12 protein-coding genes and 1 pseudogene are annotated in these 15,323 nt (G+C 72.0%); 6 read left to right on the top strand and 7 right to left on the bottom strand.

Going from position 1 to position 15,323, the window contains the following annotated elements; all coding sequences use genetic code 11:
- Positions 1-132: 132 nt before the first annotated feature.
- From ACIQHQ_RS25260 to ACIQHQ_RS25270, 3 genes and pseudogenes are all read right to left on the bottom strand, one after another.
- Positions 133-2,655: a helix-hairpin-helix domain-containing protein gene (locus ACIQHQ_RS25260; RefSeq protein ID WP_402615369.1), complete on the bottom strand. Its 2,523-nt coding sequence runs from the start codon at positions 2,653-2,655 to the stop codon at positions 133-135.
- Positions 2,652-3,635 carry an aldo/keto reductase gene (locus tag ACIQHQ_RS25265; RefSeq protein ID WP_402615372.1) on the bottom strand — a complete coding sequence of 328 codons (984 nt, stop codon included), beginning with the start codon at positions 3,633-3,635 and terminating at the stop codon, positions 2,652-2,654. Before ACIQHQ_RS25265 ends, ACIQHQ_RS25260 begins: the two co-directional genes overlap by 4 nt.
- Before the next feature lie 112 nt (positions 3,636-3,747).
- Positions 3,748-4,848, bottom strand: a pseudogene (locus ACIQHQ_RS25270) (polysaccharide lyase family 1 protein); the annotation flags it as partial.
- Between the two features lie 208 nt (positions 4,849-5,056).
- On the opposite strand from ACIQHQ_RS25270, the gene ACIQHQ_RS25275 reads away from it, so the two are divergent.
- Positions 5,057-6,112, top strand: a complete 1,056-nt coding sequence (locus ACIQHQ_RS25275; protein ID WP_390992286.1) for an LLM class F420-dependent oxidoreductase — start codon at positions 5,057-5,059, stop codon at positions 6,110-6,112.
- A 247-nt stretch (positions 6,113-6,359) separates the two neighbouring features.
- Positions 6,360-7,148, top strand: a complete 789-nt coding sequence (locus ACIQHQ_RS25280; RefSeq protein ID WP_402615374.1) for a ferritin-like domain-containing protein — start codon at positions 6,360-6,362, stop codon at positions 7,146-7,148.
- Between the two features lie 13 nt (positions 7,149-7,161).
- On the opposite strand, the gene corA is transcribed toward ACIQHQ_RS25280, so the two are convergent.
- Complete coding sequence (gene corA / locus ACIQHQ_RS25285) at positions 7,162-8,157, bottom strand: magnesium/cobalt transporter CorA (RefSeq protein ID WP_402615376.1); 996 nt, start codon at positions 8,155-8,157, stop codon at positions 7,162-7,164.
- A gap of 61 nt (positions 8,158-8,218) precedes the next feature.
- Between corA and ACIQHQ_RS25290 the strand changes: the two genes are divergently transcribed.
- The 4 genes from ACIQHQ_RS25290 (at position 8,219) to mshC (ending at position 11,689) form a co-directional block, all read left to right on the top strand.
- Positions 8,219-8,905, top strand: coding sequence for a histidine phosphatase family protein (locus ACIQHQ_RS25290; protein ID WP_402615379.1), 687 nt, complete (start codon positions 8,219-8,221; stop codon positions 8,903-8,905).
- 78 nt (positions 8,906-8,983) lie between these two features.
- Positions 8,984-9,571 carry a DUF3090 domain-containing protein gene (locus ACIQHQ_RS25295; RefSeq protein ID WP_402615382.1) on the top strand — a complete coding sequence of 196 codons (588 nt, stop codon included), beginning with the start codon at positions 8,984-8,986 and terminating at the stop codon, positions 9,569-9,571.
- Positions 9,535-10,365, top strand: a complete 831-nt coding sequence (locus ACIQHQ_RS25300) for an SCO1664 family protein (RefSeq protein WP_402615385.1) — start codon at positions 9,535-9,537, stop codon at positions 10,363-10,365. Before ACIQHQ_RS25295 ends, ACIQHQ_RS25300 begins: the two co-directional genes overlap by 37 nt.
- A gap of 94 nt (positions 10,366-10,459) precedes the next feature.
- Positions 10,460-11,689, top strand: a complete 1,230-nt coding sequence (mshC, locus tag ACIQHQ_RS25305; RefSeq protein WP_390992302.1) for a cysteine--1-D-myo-inosityl 2-amino-2-deoxy-alpha-D-glucopyranoside ligase — start codon at positions 10,460-10,462, stop codon at positions 11,687-11,689.
- Between the two features lie 74 nt (positions 11,690-11,763).
- Here mshC and ACIQHQ_RS25310 read toward each other — a convergent pair whose 3' ends face one another.
- The 3 genes from ACIQHQ_RS25310 to ACIQHQ_RS25320 all read right to left on the bottom strand — a co-directional run bounded on the left by ACIQHQ_RS25310 (position 11,764) and on the right by ACIQHQ_RS25320 (position 15,318).
- Positions 11,764-12,747, bottom strand: coding sequence for a PAC2 family protein (locus tag ACIQHQ_RS25310; RefSeq protein WP_402615388.1), 984 nt, complete (start codon positions 12,745-12,747; stop codon positions 11,764-11,766).
- A 157-nt stretch (positions 12,748-12,904) separates the two neighbouring features.
- Entirely contained in the window at positions 12,905-13,576 is a 672-nt protein-coding gene (locus tag ACIQHQ_RS25315) for a FadR/GntR family transcriptional regulator (RefSeq protein ID WP_402615391.1), read from the bottom strand.
- Between the two features lie 125 nt (positions 13,577-13,701).
- Positions 13,702-15,318 carry an FAD-dependent oxidoreductase gene (locus ACIQHQ_RS25320; RefSeq protein WP_402615393.1) on the bottom strand — a complete coding sequence of 539 codons (1,617 nt, stop codon included), beginning with the start codon at positions 15,316-15,318 and terminating at the stop codon, positions 13,702-13,704.
- Positions 15,319-15,323: the final 5 nt, after the last annotated feature.

A 15,323-nucleotide genomic window follows, 5' to 3' on the forward strand; every position in this document is an offset into this window, starting at 1 on the left:
TAGTCGCAGTAGGAGTTTGCCTTGTTGGGGCTACAAGCGTCGGCGGAGGGGGGGGGGCCCGGGGGGGGGGGGGGGCACCCCCCCGGGGGGGCGGGGGCCCGCGGCGGCCCCCCCCCCCCCCCCACCACCCCGTCACGTACCGCTGATCTGCGGTGCGAGCAGCACCGGAAGCCGGGTCGTCCGCGGCTTCGCCGGAACCTCGGCCACGGCCCGGGGGAGCGCCTGTTCCACGCCGTGCACCACGGACAGATGCCGGTCGGCCCGCCCGAACGCCGTGTACACCCAGGGCCGGCTGAGCGCCTGCGCCGCGTCGCCGGGCAGCACCACGACCACCGCTGGCCACCGGCTCCCCACGGCCTGGTGCGCGGTCAGCGCCCACCCGTGCCGCACGGTCTGCTCCACCCGCTCCTTCGCCACGACGACGGCCTCACCCGCGCACGACAGATGCAGGCCCTCGGCATCGGCCTGCACCACCCGTCCCGGCAGCGCACGCCCCGGGACGGGGGAGTAGACGATCCGGTCACCGGGGTCGAAGCCGCCGAAGCGGCCCGGGCCGGGGTTGAGCCGCTCCTTCAGCGCCGCGTTGAGCACACGCGTCCCGACCGCTCCGCCGTGCCCCGGCGTGATCACCTGGGTCTCGTCGGCCGGTACGCCGATCGCCCGCGGCACCGAGTCCACGACGAGCTGCACCGTCCGGTGCACGGCCTCGCCCGCGTCCCGCACCGGCACGATCACGACCTCCTTGCCCGGGGCCTCCACCTGGTTCAGCTCACCGATGCCGATACCGGACACCAGCTCGCCCAGCGGCCCCGCATCCGGCCGCCGCGAGGCCACCTGGGGGCAGATCCGCGCCGCGAGCAGATCCGCGAACACGCGGCCCGGTCCGACGGACCACAGCACCGCCGGATCCCCGGCCAGCACCAGACGCGCCCCGTCCGGCAGCGACTCCGTCAGCAGAGCCGCCGCCTCGACATCCAGCTGCGGCGCGTCGAGCACGACGAGCAGATCGAGATCGAGGGTCCCGTCCGCGTCCCGGCCGGGCCCTTCGAGGCCGGAGAGCAGTCCGGCGACGGTGGCCACGGGGGAAGCGGCGGGTGTCTCGTCCGCCCGCTCGGGGCCGTCCGCCGCCTGGCCGGACCGGCGCAGCAGGGCCGCGAAACGGTTGCGGCCGATCGGGCCGTGCGCGGCCGCCCAGGCCCGCAGCCCGAGGGACCGCGCGGTGTCCAGCAGCGCCGCGGGCTCGGCCAGAGACGCCTCGCCGCCGGTGTGCAGCACCAGGCCCTGACCGGCGACCGCGCGGATCAGCTCCGCCGTCGACCCCTGGGCCGCGGCGGCGGCCCGCTCCCAATCCTCGGCCGAACCGTCCTGCTTGGGCACCGAGTTGACCAGCCGGGCCAGGCCGTCGGCCAGGCTCTCCTCCGCCAGCGCGTACCGCTCCAGTCCGACCAGGACACGGACCGGGCGCTCCTCGTCCTCCGCCGCGCCCTCCTCGTCGCTCCGGGCCGGGGTGGCGGCCTTCTCCTCCAGCGCGTCCTGGAAGACCAGGGCCTCGCCCTCCGCGATCGCGTCCTGCACGGCACTGTCGGGCTCCTGGACACCCCGCTGGGCCAGGGCGGCGAGGAGCGCCGACATCTCCAGGGCGGTGTGCCCGGCCAGCGCCGCCTGCTCCAGGAGCCAGCCGGTGAGGGCCCGGCCCCGCCGCTCGTCGTCCGGGCCGCACTCGGCTCCGAGCAGGGCCCGCGCGAAACCGTCGGCCTGCTCGGGGCGCAGGCCGGGGATCCGCAGCAACTGCCAGGGGTCGGCGCGCAGCCGTTCGTCCGCTCCCTCACCGAGTGCGGCGGCGAGCTGCGGCGCGAGCGCCTCGGGTGCCCCGCCCTCGCCGAGCACCCGCTGCACGGACCGGACCGCCTCCGGCGCGGGAGCCACCGAGGCGGCGGCGGGCTCGGACACCACCGGCTGAGGCCGCCGTTCCGGCTCGGGGGCGGAGCGGCGGGGAGCGGGCCGGGGCTCTTCGAACACGGTGGCAGCCGGCTTCTCGCCGCTCTCGACGGCCCGTACGGCCGCGAGCAGGTCGGCGGCCTTGCCGCTCAGTTTGGTGCCGGCCTCGATGGGCGTCTTCTTCTCGGCCTTGCGCTGTTCGATGCGCTCCCGCTCGGCCTGCTGCGCTCGCAACTCGGCCTCGGCCTCGGACATCTGCCCGGCGCCTGCTTCGGCGCCCTCGATCTGGGACTCCTGCCCGTCTGCGGCTTCGGCGTCTTCGGTGGCGGGCTCCTGTCCGTCTGCGGCCCTCGCGTCCTCGGTGGCGGACTGCTGCCCTGCGCCTGTTTCGGCGTCTTCGGTGGCGGGCTCCTGTCCGTCTGCGGCCCCTGCGTCCTCGGTGTCGGGCTGGTGCCCTGCGCCTGCTTCGGCGTCCTCGGCGGCGGACTCCTGCCCGTCTGCGGCCCTCGCGCCCTCGGTGGCGGGCTCCTGCCCGTCTGCGGCCCTCGAGTCCTCGGTGTCGGACTGCTGCCCGGCGCCCGCTTCGGAACTCCCGGTGCCGGCCCTCTGCCCGGCGCCGCCCTCACCCCGGTCGGTCTCGGCAGCTCCGGCCGGTGTGCTCTCGGCGCCCGGTGTCCCCGGCTCGGTGTCCTCCGTGGTCTCGGGCTCCGTGCTCACAGCGTGCTCCAGTCGTGATCGGGATAGCGGTGCACGGGCGCCGACACATCGTCGAGCGCCCGGCAGATCTCGTCAGGAAGACTAAGGGTCTCCACTGACAACGCCGCCGTGAGCTGCTGCGCGTTGCGCGCGCCGACGATCGGCGCGGCCACCCCCGGCCGGTCGCGGACCCACGCCAGGGCCACCTGGAGCGGCGTCACCGCCAGCCCGTCGGCCGCGGTGGTCACGGCGTCCACGATGCGGCTCGCCGTGTCGTCGAGGTACGGCGCGACGAACGGCGCGAGATGTTCCGATGCGCCGCGCGAGTCCGGCGGCATCGAGTCGCCCCGGTACTTGCCCGTCAGCACCCCGCGCCCGAGCGGCGAGGACGGCAGCAGGCCTATGCCCAGGTCCAGCGCGGCCGGCAGCACCTCGCGCTCCACACCGCGCTGGAGCAGGGAGTACTCCAGCTGCGTACCGGCGAGGCGGGTCCTTCCGGGAGAAGAGAGCTGCCAGGTCGCGGCCTTGGCCAGCTGCCAGCCGCAGAAGTTGGAGACGGCGCCGTAGCGGGCCCGCCCGCTGGAGACCGCGAGGTCGAGAGCCTGGAGGGTCTCCTCCAGCGGCGTGTCCGGGTCGTACGCGTGGACGTGCCACAGGTCGACATGGTCGGTGCCGAGCCGGGCGAGCGAGCCGTCCAGCGCGGAGAGCAGATGGCCGCGCGACCCGTCGAAGCGGCGGTCGGGGTCGGGAACGCTGCCCGCCTTGGTCGAGATGACGAGGTCGCGGCGGGGCACCAGGCCGTCGATGAGCTTTCCGAGCAGGTACTCGGCCTCACCGTCGCCGTACACGTCCGCGGTGTCGACGAGGGTCCCGCCCGCTTCCCAGAACGTCTTCATGAGGTCCGCGGCGTCGTGCTCGTCGGTGTCCCGCCCCCAGGTCAGGGTGCCGAGCCCGATCCGGGACACACGAAGGCCGGTGCGGCCGAGTTGCCTCTGCTCCATGAACGCCGAGATTACTGGCCAGAACCTACGGTGTGGGTGGCTGTGGACCACCGATTTCCAGGAGCGGGACCGTGAGGTCCCCGGATCCGACGACGCCGGGTGTCCTGGTCTAGCACGCGCCGTCCGACACCTGAAGGCCCTTGTTCGCGCCCGCCGTTCGGCTCACGACGGCCGGCACGCAACCGGCGGCGTCCGCACGGAACGCGTACGGGATGCCGACGGTGGTGTTCGACTTCGGGTCGGGTCCGGCCGGGTGGTTCTCGCTGCCGGGAGCGGACCAGGTCACGTTGTCGAAGATGTTGCCCCCGACCTGCCAGTAGCCGGCCTCGTCGGTGTAGAAGGTGCCCAGGACGTCCTTGGAGTCCTCGAAGTAGTTGTTGTCCACCTTGGCGCGGGCGCCGGCCCGGGAGTTGATGCCGGATTCGTTGAGGCGCACATAGTGGTTGTTGTAGATGTGCGCGATGCCGCCGCGCAGCAACGGGGCCCGGGAGTCGATGTTCTCGTACCGGTTGTGGTGGTAGGTGATGTAGCCGTTCGACCGGTCGCTCTCGCTGTTGCCGACGAGGCCCCCGCGGCCGGAGTTGCGCAGGACGCTGTAGGACAGGGTCACGTACTGGGTGTTGTCCTTGAGGTCGAACAGACCGTCGAAGCCCTCCGACTCACCGCCCGACGCCTCCAGGGTGGTGTGATCGATCCACACATTGCGGACGTTGCGCTCGATGCCGATGGCGTCCCCGCCGTTGGACGTGGGAGAGCCGGACTTCTTGACGTTCCGGACAGTCACGTTCTGGACGATGATGTTCTTCGATTCGCGGATGTGGATGCCCAGTTGATCGAAGACGGCGCCGGTGCCGACCCCGACGACGGTCACGTTGCTGACCTTCTTGAGCTCGATCACACCGTCGGCGGTGTCGCAGCCGGCGCCGGAGACCTTCTTGGTGTTGCCGTGGTTGATGATCCCGGTCACCTCGATGGTGATGGGGGTGCTGGTGCTCGCCCGGCCGCACAGGGCCTGGTGGATCGCCGTCCCGGTCGTCGCCCGGACTGTCTGACCTCCGGCGCCGCCGGTGGTTCCGCCGTTCTGGGCCGCGTAGCCGGTGGCGTTGCCGGTCGCCGCCGACGCCTCGGGCATCGACACGAGAGTGCCGGCCGCTGCGGCGAGGGCCATCGTGGCCAGCGTGGCGTGGAGCCTCAGGGGCAGTGTTCGCTTCATCCTTGCCTCTCCGTTCGTCTTCGGACGGTGGTGACGGAAAGCGCTTTCCAGTGAACGTACGAACTTGCTGTGAGCGCGTCAATGGTCGCGTCCATGATTCCTGTTCACTCATCTAAACGACTGAGGGGCTGCGGCCGTGTACCTCGCCCCCGTCCCCGCGCTAAGGTGCCCGCACAAGGCACGTTACTGATCAGTAAGGGGATGCGGCATGCAGCTCGGTATCAACCTCGGCTACTGGGGTGCCGGAATGGACGCGGACAACCTGGCCGTCGCCCAGGAGGCCGACCGGCTCGGCTACGCCGTCTGCTGGGCCGCCGAGGCCTACGGATCCGACGCCGCCACCGTACTGAGCTGGGTCGCCGCCCAGACCGAGCGCATCGACGTCGGCTCCGCCATCTTCCAGATCCCGGCCCGCCAGCCCGCGATGACCGCCATGACCGCCGCCACCCTCGACTCCCTCTCCGGCGGCCGCTTCCGTCTCGGCCTCGGCGTCTCCGGCCCGCAGGTCTCCGAGGGCTGGTACGGCGTCAAGTTCGACAAGCCGCTGGCCCGCACCCGCGAGTATGTCGAGATCGTCCGCAAGGCCATGACCCGCGAGCGCCTGTCCTACGAGGGACAGCACTGGACCCTGCCCCTGCCCGGCGGCCCCGGCAAGCCGATCAAGCTGACCGTGCACCCGCAGCGCGAGCACATCCCCCTGTACATCGCCGCGATCGGCCCCAAGAACCTGGAGCAGACCGGCGAGATCGCCGACGGCGCCCTGCTGATCTTCCCGGCCGCCGAGCACCTCGAGGACACGACGATCTCGTATCTGCGCGCCGGGCGTGAGAAGGCCGGCAAGACCCTCGACGGGTTCGACGTCTGCCCGACCCTGCCGCTCGCCGTCGGCGACGACAAGGACGTGGCCGCGCTCGCCGACACCTTCCGCCCGTACACCGCGCTGTACGTCGGGGGCATGGGCAGCCCCAAGCAGAACTTCTACAACCAGCTCGCCCAGCGCATGGGCTACGAGCGGGAAGCCGCCGAGATCCAGAGCAAGTACCTCTCCGGCGACAAGCAGGGCGCCGCGGCCGCCGTGCCGCACGACCTGATCGACAAGACGACTCTGCTCGGTTCCGTGGACCGCATTGCGGACCGGATGAAGGCATACGCCGCGGCCGGGGTCACCACACTGTCCCTCGCGCCGGCGGGCTTCACGCTCGACGAGCGGCTCGCGTCCCTGAGGGCCGGCACCGAGGCGCTGGAGCGCGCCGGGCTCGCCTAGAAGTTTTCCGCGGCCGTGGTGGGGGCTTGGGGGTCTTCCCCGCCACGGCCGTCACGCGGAACAACGCGCGGGGCCGCCGCCGGTTACGGCGCCCCGCCCGGCTCGGCACTCCCGCCCCCGTGTCCGCCATTCGGCCCAGTCATCCCTCACCCCTGTTGCGGCACTCTCCACCCCGCACTTGACTCGTTCTTCGCGGAAACCTGCGGAATGCCGCAGTTCGCCCACGCGCGCGGGAGAGGTGCCCACGATGCTTTCGGCCAAGAGTCTGTTCCAGGAGATCCTCGACAACGACGAGTCCTTCGCCCTGTTCTGCTCCATCGCCGCGAGCGGTGAGTCCCAGGGCGGCTGGGAGAACGCCCGTATCGCCGCGCTCGTGCCGGAGGCCGAGCGTGCGCTCGCCCCCAAGATCAGCCGGCACGGCGCCGACGAGGACAAGCACGGCCGGATCTTCAGCGCCCTGATGAACAAGCGCGGCCTCGACCCCGTCCCGGTCCCGCCGGAGACCGACTACACCATGCTCCTGGAGAAGAACGGCATCGGCCTCGCGCACGACCGGCTGAAGCGCGACGAGCGGCTCACGATCCAGGACATCGTCACCTACCTCGCGCACAGCAGGGTCACCGAGCAGCGGGCCTCCGAGCAGATGGACCTGCTCCGCAAGCACTTCGCCGACCACCCCGGCATCGGCCGCGCGGTCAAGCAGATCTCCCACGACGAGGACAACCACCTCGCCTACTGCCACGAGGAACTGCTGCGCTTCGCCTACGCGGGCCACGGCCGGGCCATCCAGCGCACCCTGCGCGAGTGCGCGCTCGCCGAGATCCGGATCCACCGGGACGTCAGCCTCGCCGTCATGGCGCACATGGGCCGCATCCTCGGCTGGTCCAGGGCCAAGTCTGCCGTGCTCGCGGCGGGCATCCACGCCGTGTACGCGTACGAACGCCTGGGCGGCTGGCGCCGCATGGTGTCGCTGGAGACACCCGAGCGCCGTAACGCCCTCGGCGGCCCCGCGACCCCGGAACCGGAGTTCGCCTGAGCCGGCCTTCCGGTTACAGCCACCCGCGGCGCTTGAAAAGCCGGAAGATCATCACCTCCAGGGCGGCCATCACGACGAGCAGGGCCGGATACGACCAGACCCAGCGCAGCTCGGGCATGTGATCGAAGTTCATGCCGTAGATCCCCGCCACCATCGTGGGGATCGCGGCCATGGCCGCCCACGCGGAGATCTTCCGCATGTCGTCGTTCTGCCGGACGCTCATCTGCGCCAGGTGCGCCGAGAGGATGTCCGACACCAGCCGGTCCAGGTTCTCCACGGAGTCGTTGACGCGCGTCAGGTGGTCGTTGACGTCGCGGAAGAACGGCCGGGCCCGGTCGTCCACGAACGGCACGGCCACGCCGGTCGACGCCGTGCCCGCCAGCCGGCTCATCGGCGGGGCCAGCGGCCCGGTCGCCCGGCGGAACTCCAGGACCTGCCGCTTGAAGCCGTAGATCCGGGACGCCGTGTTCCGCGTGCCCCCGGCGTCCGGCGAGAACACCTCCGCCTCCAGGCCCTCAAGGTCGGTCTGCAACTCGGTCGCCACCTCCAGGTAGTGGTCGACGGTGGCGTCGGCGACCGCGTAGAGCACGGCCGTGGGGCCCTTGACGAGCAGCTCCTGCTCCTGCTCCAGCCGCCGGCGCACGGCCTTGAGCGGGGAGCCCTCGCCGTGCCGGACGGTCACCACGAACGAGTCGCCCAGGAAGATCATGATCTCGCCGGAGGAGACGGTGTCGCTCTGCGGCTCGTACGCCACCGGCTTGAGCACCACGAAGAGCGAGTCGTCGTACACCTCCAGCTTGGGCCGCTGGTGGGCCTTGAGGGCGTCCTCGACGGCCAGCGGGTGCAGCCCGAACTCCCGGGTCACATGGTCGAATTCGCCCTCCGTCGGCTCGTGCAGCCCGATCCACACGAATCCGCCCGCCGTGCGGGCCTCACCCAGGGCGTCGGAGAGGTCTTCGGGCCCTTCCGTCCGCTGTCCGTCGCGGTAGATGGCACAGTCGACGATCACGAAGCGAGTCTCCTGTCACTCGAACGACACCGCACGCGCGCGTGCGCCTACGCTGGACCGCATGCCCACGCTGATCCTGGTCAGGCACGGACGCTCCACCGCCAACACCGAGGGACTGCTCGCCGGCTGGACGCCCGGTGTCGCCCTCGACGAGCGCGGCGCCGCGCAGGCCGCCGCGCTTCCCGGGCGGCTGGCCGGACTGCCCCTCGCCGAAATCGTCACCAGCCCGCTCCAGCGCTGCCAGGAAACGATCCGGCCGCTGCTCGACGCCCGGCCGGACCTGAGCCCGCACACCGACGAGCGCATCGGCGAGTGCCACTACGGCGACTGGTCCGGACGCAAGCTCGCCGAACTCAAGGACGAACCCCTGATGGAGGTGGTGCAGGCGCACCCCTCCGCGGCGGCGTTCCCCGGTGGCGAGTCCATGCGGGCCATGCAGACGCGCGCGGCCGAGGCCGTCCGCGAGTGGAACGCGCGCGTGGAGCGCGACCATGGCGCCGACGCCGTCTACCTCGTCTGTTCGCACGGCGACATCATCAAGTCGCTCGTCGCCGACGCACTCGGACTGCATCTGGACCTCTTCCAACGCATTTCCGTCGAACCGTGTTCCATCACCGCGATCCGTTACACACGACTGCGGCCGTTTCTCGTCCGGCTCGGTGACACCGGAGACTTCACGTCCCTGGCGCCGCGCGAGGAACCACCGGGCGGCGAGGCCGAAGTCGGGGGTGGTGCGGGCGCACCGTGATCGTTCGCAGCAGTAGGGTGAAGCGGTCGCAGCAGTGCCGTGCTCATACGTTTCCCACGATCCCAATGGAGACAGGACGTGTCCCGTCAGGTGTTCCTCTACGACCATCCGGAGCGTTTCGTGGCCGGCACGGTCGGACTGCCCGGGCGCCGTTCGTTCTTCCTCCAGGCCTCCGCCGGCTCCCGCGTGACCAGCGTGGCCCTGGAGAAGACCCAGGTCGCCGCGCTCGCCGAACGCATGGACGAACTGCTCGACGAGGTCGTACGCCGTAGCGGTGGCAGCGCCCACGTCCCCGCCGTCGCACCCTCGGACACCGACACCGCCCCGCTGGACACCCCCATCGAGGAGGAGTTCCGGGTCGGCACCATGGCGCTCGCCTGGGACGGCGACGAGCAGCTCATGATCGTCGAGGCGCAGGCACTCGTGGAGCTCGACGCGGAGACCGAGGAGGACCTCGCCGAGGCCGAGGAGCGGCTGCTCCAGGACGAGGAGAACGGGCCCCCGATGCTGCGGGTCCGGCTCACCGGCGCGCAGGCCAGGGCCTTTGCCAAGCGCGCCCTCGACGTCGTCAACGCCGGGCGGCCGCCGTGCCCGCTGTGCAGCCTCCCGCTCGACCCGGAAGGACACGTATGTCCGCGCCAGAACGGATACCGCCGCGGAGTGTGACGCCGCCGCCAGACGCCGCCGAGCTGCTCGCCCGGGGCGAACTGACCGTCCGCGGACGCATCCGGGAGGCCTCCAACGCGGCCCTGTACTGCACGGTGTCCTCCGACGGCCGGGACGCGGCCTGCATCTACAAGCCGGTCGCGGGGGAGAGGCCCCTGTGGGACTTCCCCGACGGGACGCTGGCCCAGCGTGAGGTCGCCGCGTACGAGGTCTCCGAGGCGACGGGCTGGGGCCTGGTGCCGCCCACCGTGCTGCGCGACGGGCCCTACGGAGAGGGCATGTGCCAGCTGTGGGTCGAGGTGACGCCCGAGGCGGAACTGCTCGCCCTGGTCGACGGCGAGGAACCGGAGCCGGGCTGGAGGGCGATCGGCTTCGCCGAGGTCGGCGAGGGACGCACCGCGCTGCTCGTGCACGCCGACGACGAGCGGCTGCGGCGGCTCGCCGTGCTCGACGCCGTGATCAACAACGCCGACCGCAAGGGCGGCCACCTGCTGCCCACCGATGAGGGACGGTTGTACGGGATCGACCACGGGGTCACGTTCAACGCCGAGAACAAGCTGCGGACCCTGCTGTGGGGCTGGGCGGGAGAGCCCCTGCCCCAGGAGGCCGTCGAGGTCCTCGAAGGCCTCCGGAAGGGCCTGGCGGAGGGCGGGGCGCTGGCCGCGCGGCTCGAACCGCTGATCACCCGCGCCGAGATCGACGCCACCCGCGCGCGGGTCGGCGCGCTGCTCGCCTCGGGGACCCACCCGGAACCGAGCGGCGAGTGGCCGGCGATTCCCTGGCCACCCGTGTAGCAGCACAGTCGCCGGGTCGCCGCAAGAGCGCCTTCTCGGCCGTGTGGCCCGCTCCCGTTCGTATCTGGAACTCCAGTCCGGTTAGGCTCATGGCATGCATGCCTGGCCCGCTTCCGAGGTCCCCGCCCTGCCTGGTCAGGGCCGCGACCTGAGGATCCACGACACCGCGACCGGCGGCCTCGTCACCCTCGACCCCGGTCCCGTCGCCCGTATCTACGTCTGCGGCATCACCCCGTACGACGCCACTCACCTGGGACACGCGGCGACCTACAACGCGTTCGACCTCGTGCAGCGCGTGTGGCTCGACACCAAGCGGCAGGTTCACTACGTCCAGAACGTCACCGACGTCGACGACCCCCTCCTGGAGCGGGCGCAGCGCGACGGCATCGACTGGGCCGCGCTCGCCGAGAAGGAGACGGCCCTTTTCCGCGAGGACATGACGGCCCTGCGGATGCTGCCGCCGCGGCAGTACATAGGCGCCGTCGAGGCCATACCCGGGATCGTCCCGCTCGTCGAGCGGCTCCGGGACGCCGGCGCCGCCTATGAACTCGACGGTGACGTCTACTTCTCCGTCGAGTCCGACCCGCACTTCGGCAAGGTCTCCAACCTCGACGCCGCGGCGATGCGGCTGCTGTCCGCCGAGCGCGGCGGCGACCCGGACCGCCCGGGCAAGAAGAACCCGCTCGACCCGATGCTGTGGATGGCGGCCCGCGAGGGCGAGCCCAGCTGGGACGGCGGATCGCTCGGACGAGGCCGGCCCGGCTGGCACATCGAGTGCGTGGCCATCGCCCTGGACCACCTCGGCATGGGCTTCGACATCCAGGGCGGCGGCTCCGACCTCGCCTTCCCGCACCACGAGATGGGCGCCTCGCACGCCCAGGCCCTGACCGGCGAGTTCCCCATGGCCAAGGCGTACGTGCACGCCGGCATGGTCGCCCTCGACGGCGAGAAGATGTCCAAGTCCAAGGGCAACCTGGTCTTCGTCTCCAGGCTGCGGCACGACGGTGTCGACCCGGCCGCCATCCGGCTCGCGCTGCTCGCCCACCACTACCGCGCCGACTGGGAGTGGACCGACCAGGTCCTCCAGGACGCCGTCGCACGGCTCGGCCGCTGGCGGGCCGCCGTGTCCCGGCCCGACGGGCCGCCGGCGGAGGCGCTCGTCGAGGAGATCCGCGAGGCCCTCGCCGACGATCTGGACGCCCCGGCCGCGCTCACCGCGGTCGACCGCTGGGTCGCGCTCCAGGAGCAGAGCGGCGGCACGGACATCGGTGCGCCCGGGGTGGTCTCCCGAGCCGTGGACGCGCTGCTGGGCGTGGCGCTCTAGCCGGCCGGCGGACAGAACGAGCAAAGGGGCGTCTCCCGGCCGGGAGACGCCCCTTCAGCGTTCGTGCGGTGCCCTCAGTCGTCCGACGACTCGTCGTCGTCCGTGCCCGGCTTCGACGGCTTCGGCGGGCGGGTGCGGCCGCCCGGGTTGTCCCGCAGGTACGAGGTGCTGTCGCTGCCGTCCGCCGTGGCGTGACCGCCGGTGGCGGGCGGTCCGCCGCCGTCGCGGCGCCGCAGGTAGCGCTCGAACTCCCGGGCGATCGCCTCGCCCGACGCCTCCGGCAGCTCGGCGGTGTCCCGGGCCTCCTCCAGCGACTGGACGTACTCGGCGACCTCGCTGTCCTCGGCGGCCAGCTGGTCCACTCCGACCTGCCAGGCGCGCGCGTCCTCGGGCAGCTCGCCCAGCGGGATGCGCACGTCGATCAGGTCCTCCAGGCGGTTCAGCAGGGCCAGCGTGGCCTTCGGGTTCGGCGGTTGCGACACGTAGTGCGGAACGGCCGCCCAGAGCGAGACGGCCGGGACGCCCGCGTGCGTGCAGGCCTCCTGGAGGACACCGACGATGCCCGTGGGGCCCTCGTACTTGGTCTCCTCCAGGTCCATGCGGCGGGCCAGGTCCGGGTCGGACGTCGTCCCGCTGATCGGAACCGGGCGGGTGTGCGGGGTGTCGCCCAGCAGGGCCCCCAGGACGACCACCAGCTCCACCCCCAGTTCGTGCGCGAAGCCGAGCAGTTCGTTGCAGAACGAACGCCACCGCATGGACGGTTCGATGCCCCGGACGAGGACGAGGTCGCGCGGCTTCTCACCGCCGACGCGGACCACCGACAGCCTCGTCGTGGGCCAGGTGATCTTCCGGACGCCCGCCTCCATGAACACCGTGGGGCGGTTCACCTGGAAGTCGTAGTAGTCCTCGGCGTCCAGCGCCGCGAACACCTCGCCCTTCCATTCCCTGTCCAGATGCGCGACCGCGGTGGAGGCGGCGTCGCCGGCATCGTTCCAGCCCTCGAACGCGGCCACCATGACCGGGTCGACCAGCTCGGGAACCCCCTCGAGCTCGATCACCCAGCGCCTCCTTCCGACGTGCCCTCGCTTGACCACCCAACCTTACGGCGTGCCGCGGGGGCGCCCGCAGCCCCCTTGCAGGGGGAGTGCCCCATCACTGCCCCGCGATCCGCCCCCGAACACCCCGGACCCTTCCGAGCGGTGCGCGGGGCGCCGGTCACAGCGTGGAGCGCAGCCACTGCTCCACGCTCGCGATGTGCACGGTCGCCCACGAGCGCGCCGCCTCGGCGTCCCGGTCGCGCAGCGCGGCGAGGATCGCCCGGTGCTCGCGCAGGGTGCGGGCGACGGCGTCCTCCTGGGTGAGGCCGCGCCAGATCCGGGCCCGGGTGGTGGGGCCCGACAGCCCGTCGAGCAGCGAACAGAGCACGGAGTTGCCCGAGCTGTGCACGATGCCCCGGTGGAACTCCAGGTCGCAGGCGACGAGATCCTCCACGGACGGGGCCTCGCCGAGCTTGTCCAACTGGGCCGTCAGCGCGTCCAACTGCTGCTCGCTGATTCGCACGGCGGCCATGGCGGTCGCGGCCGGCTCCAGGATGCGGCGTACGGCCAGGAACTCCAGGACCGTGTCGTCGCGGTGGAAGTCGACGACGAAGCTCAGCGCCTCCAGCAGGAGTTGCGGGGCGAGGCTGGTGACGTAGGTGCCGTCGCCCTGCCGGACGTCCAGGATCCGCATCAGCGACAGGGCACGCACGGCCTCCCGCAGGGAGTTGCGGGACAGCCCGAGGCCGGCGGCCAGTTCGCTCTCCTTGGGCAGCCGGTCGCCCGGACGCAGCCCGCCGGAGACGATCATTTCCTTGATCTTCTCGATCGCCTCGTCCGTCACTGCCATGGCCGGCCTCCCTGTCGCCCAAGACCTCCGACGTATCAGGTCATTATGGGGGGTCGGGAACGCGGAAGGGGCGGCTCCGTCGGCGTGGAGCCGCCCCTTCCGGCACGAGGTCCCCCGGACCGTGCCTACTTCTTGTCGAGCAGGTCCTGCACCTTGGCGCGGACGTCGTCCGTGGCGAGACCCCGGATCGTCAGCGTCGTACGGCGGCGCAGCACGTCGTCCTGCGTCTCGGCCCACTCGTGGTCCCGGGCCCAGACGACCTGCGCCCAGATCTCCGGGGCGTCGGGGTGGACGCGCTCGGCGAGCTCGGGGCTCTCGTTGGCCAGGCGGGCGATGTCGAAGGCCAGCGAGCCGTAGTGCGTGGCCAGGTGCCTGGCCGTGTCGGCCGCCATGCGCGGGCCCGGCGCCGGCCGGTCCGTGAGCAGCCGGTGGGCGACCGCGCGGGGGTTGGCGATGCCGGGCAGCGGCAGCTTCTTCGGCAGCGCGCTGATCGGCTCGAAGTCGTCGCCCAGCGGGTGCCCCGGCAGCGCCTCCAGCTTCTTCATGATCGTCCGGCCGATGTGGCGGAAGGTGGTCCACTTGCCGCCCGCGACGGACAGCATGCCGCCCCGGCCCTCGGTCACCACCGTTTCGCGCTTGGCCTTGGCAGTGTCGCCGGGGCCGCCCGGCAGCACGCGCAGACCCGCGAAGGAGTACGTGATGAGGTCGCGGCTGAGCTGCTGGTCGCGCACCGAGAAGGCGGCCTCGTCGAGGATCTGCGATATGTCCTGCTCGGTGACCGACACGTCCGCCGGGTCGCCCTCGAACTCCTCGTCGGTGGTGCCGAGCAGCAGCATGTCCTCCCAGGGGAGGGCGAAGGTGATGCGGTACTTGTCGATCGGGGTGGCGAGCGCGGCCTTCCAGGGGGAGGTGCGCTTGAGGACCAGGTGCGCGCCCTTCGACAGTCGGATGGACGGCGCCGCGTTCGGGTCCTCCATCCTCCGCAGGTGGTCGACCCACGGGCCGGTCGCGTTCAGCACCAGCCGGGCGCCGACGCCGAACTCGTCGCCGGACAGGCGGTCCCTGAGCTCGGCGCCGGTGACGCGGCCCTGGGTGAAGCGCAGGCCCGTGACCTCGGCGTGGTTGAGGACGACCGCGCCCGCCTCGACGGCCCCGCGCACCGTCATCAGCGCCATGCGGGCGTCGTTCATCTGGTCGTCGCCGTAGACGGCCACGGCCTTGAGGTTCTCGGTGCGCAGCTCGGGCACGTCCTGCGCGGCCTTGGCCGGCGAGAGCAGGTGGCCGACGCCGTCACCGAACGCGGAGAGCGCGGAGTAGGCGAAGACGCCCGCGCCGAGCTTCGCCGCGCCGTGCGGCCCGCCCTTGTACACGGGGAGGTAGAACGTGAGCGGGTTCGCCAGGTGGGGAGCCACCTGGCGGGAGACCGCACGGCGCTCGAAGTGGTTCTCCGCCACCAGCTTCACCGCGCCGGTCTGCAGGTAGCGCAGACCGCCGTGGAGGAGCTTGGAGGAGGCGGAGGACGTGGCACCGGCGAAGTCGCCGGCGTCCACCAGAGCCACCCTGAGGCCGGACTGCGCGGCGTGCCAGGCGGTGGAGATGCCCAGGATGCCGCCGCCGATCACGAGAAGGTCGTACGACGCCTTGGAGAGCTGCTCCCTGGTCTCGGCTCGGCTCGGGTTCGAGCCGGAGGCCGGGTGCGTCCCCAGGGCAGGCACGGACTGCAGGGTGGACTTGGTGGTCATGCTGT

The organism is Streptomyces sp. NPDC092370 (genome assembly GCF_044755265.1).
Classification (GTDB): domain Bacteria; phylum Actinomycetota; class Actinomycetes; order Streptomycetales; family Streptomycetaceae; genus Streptomyces.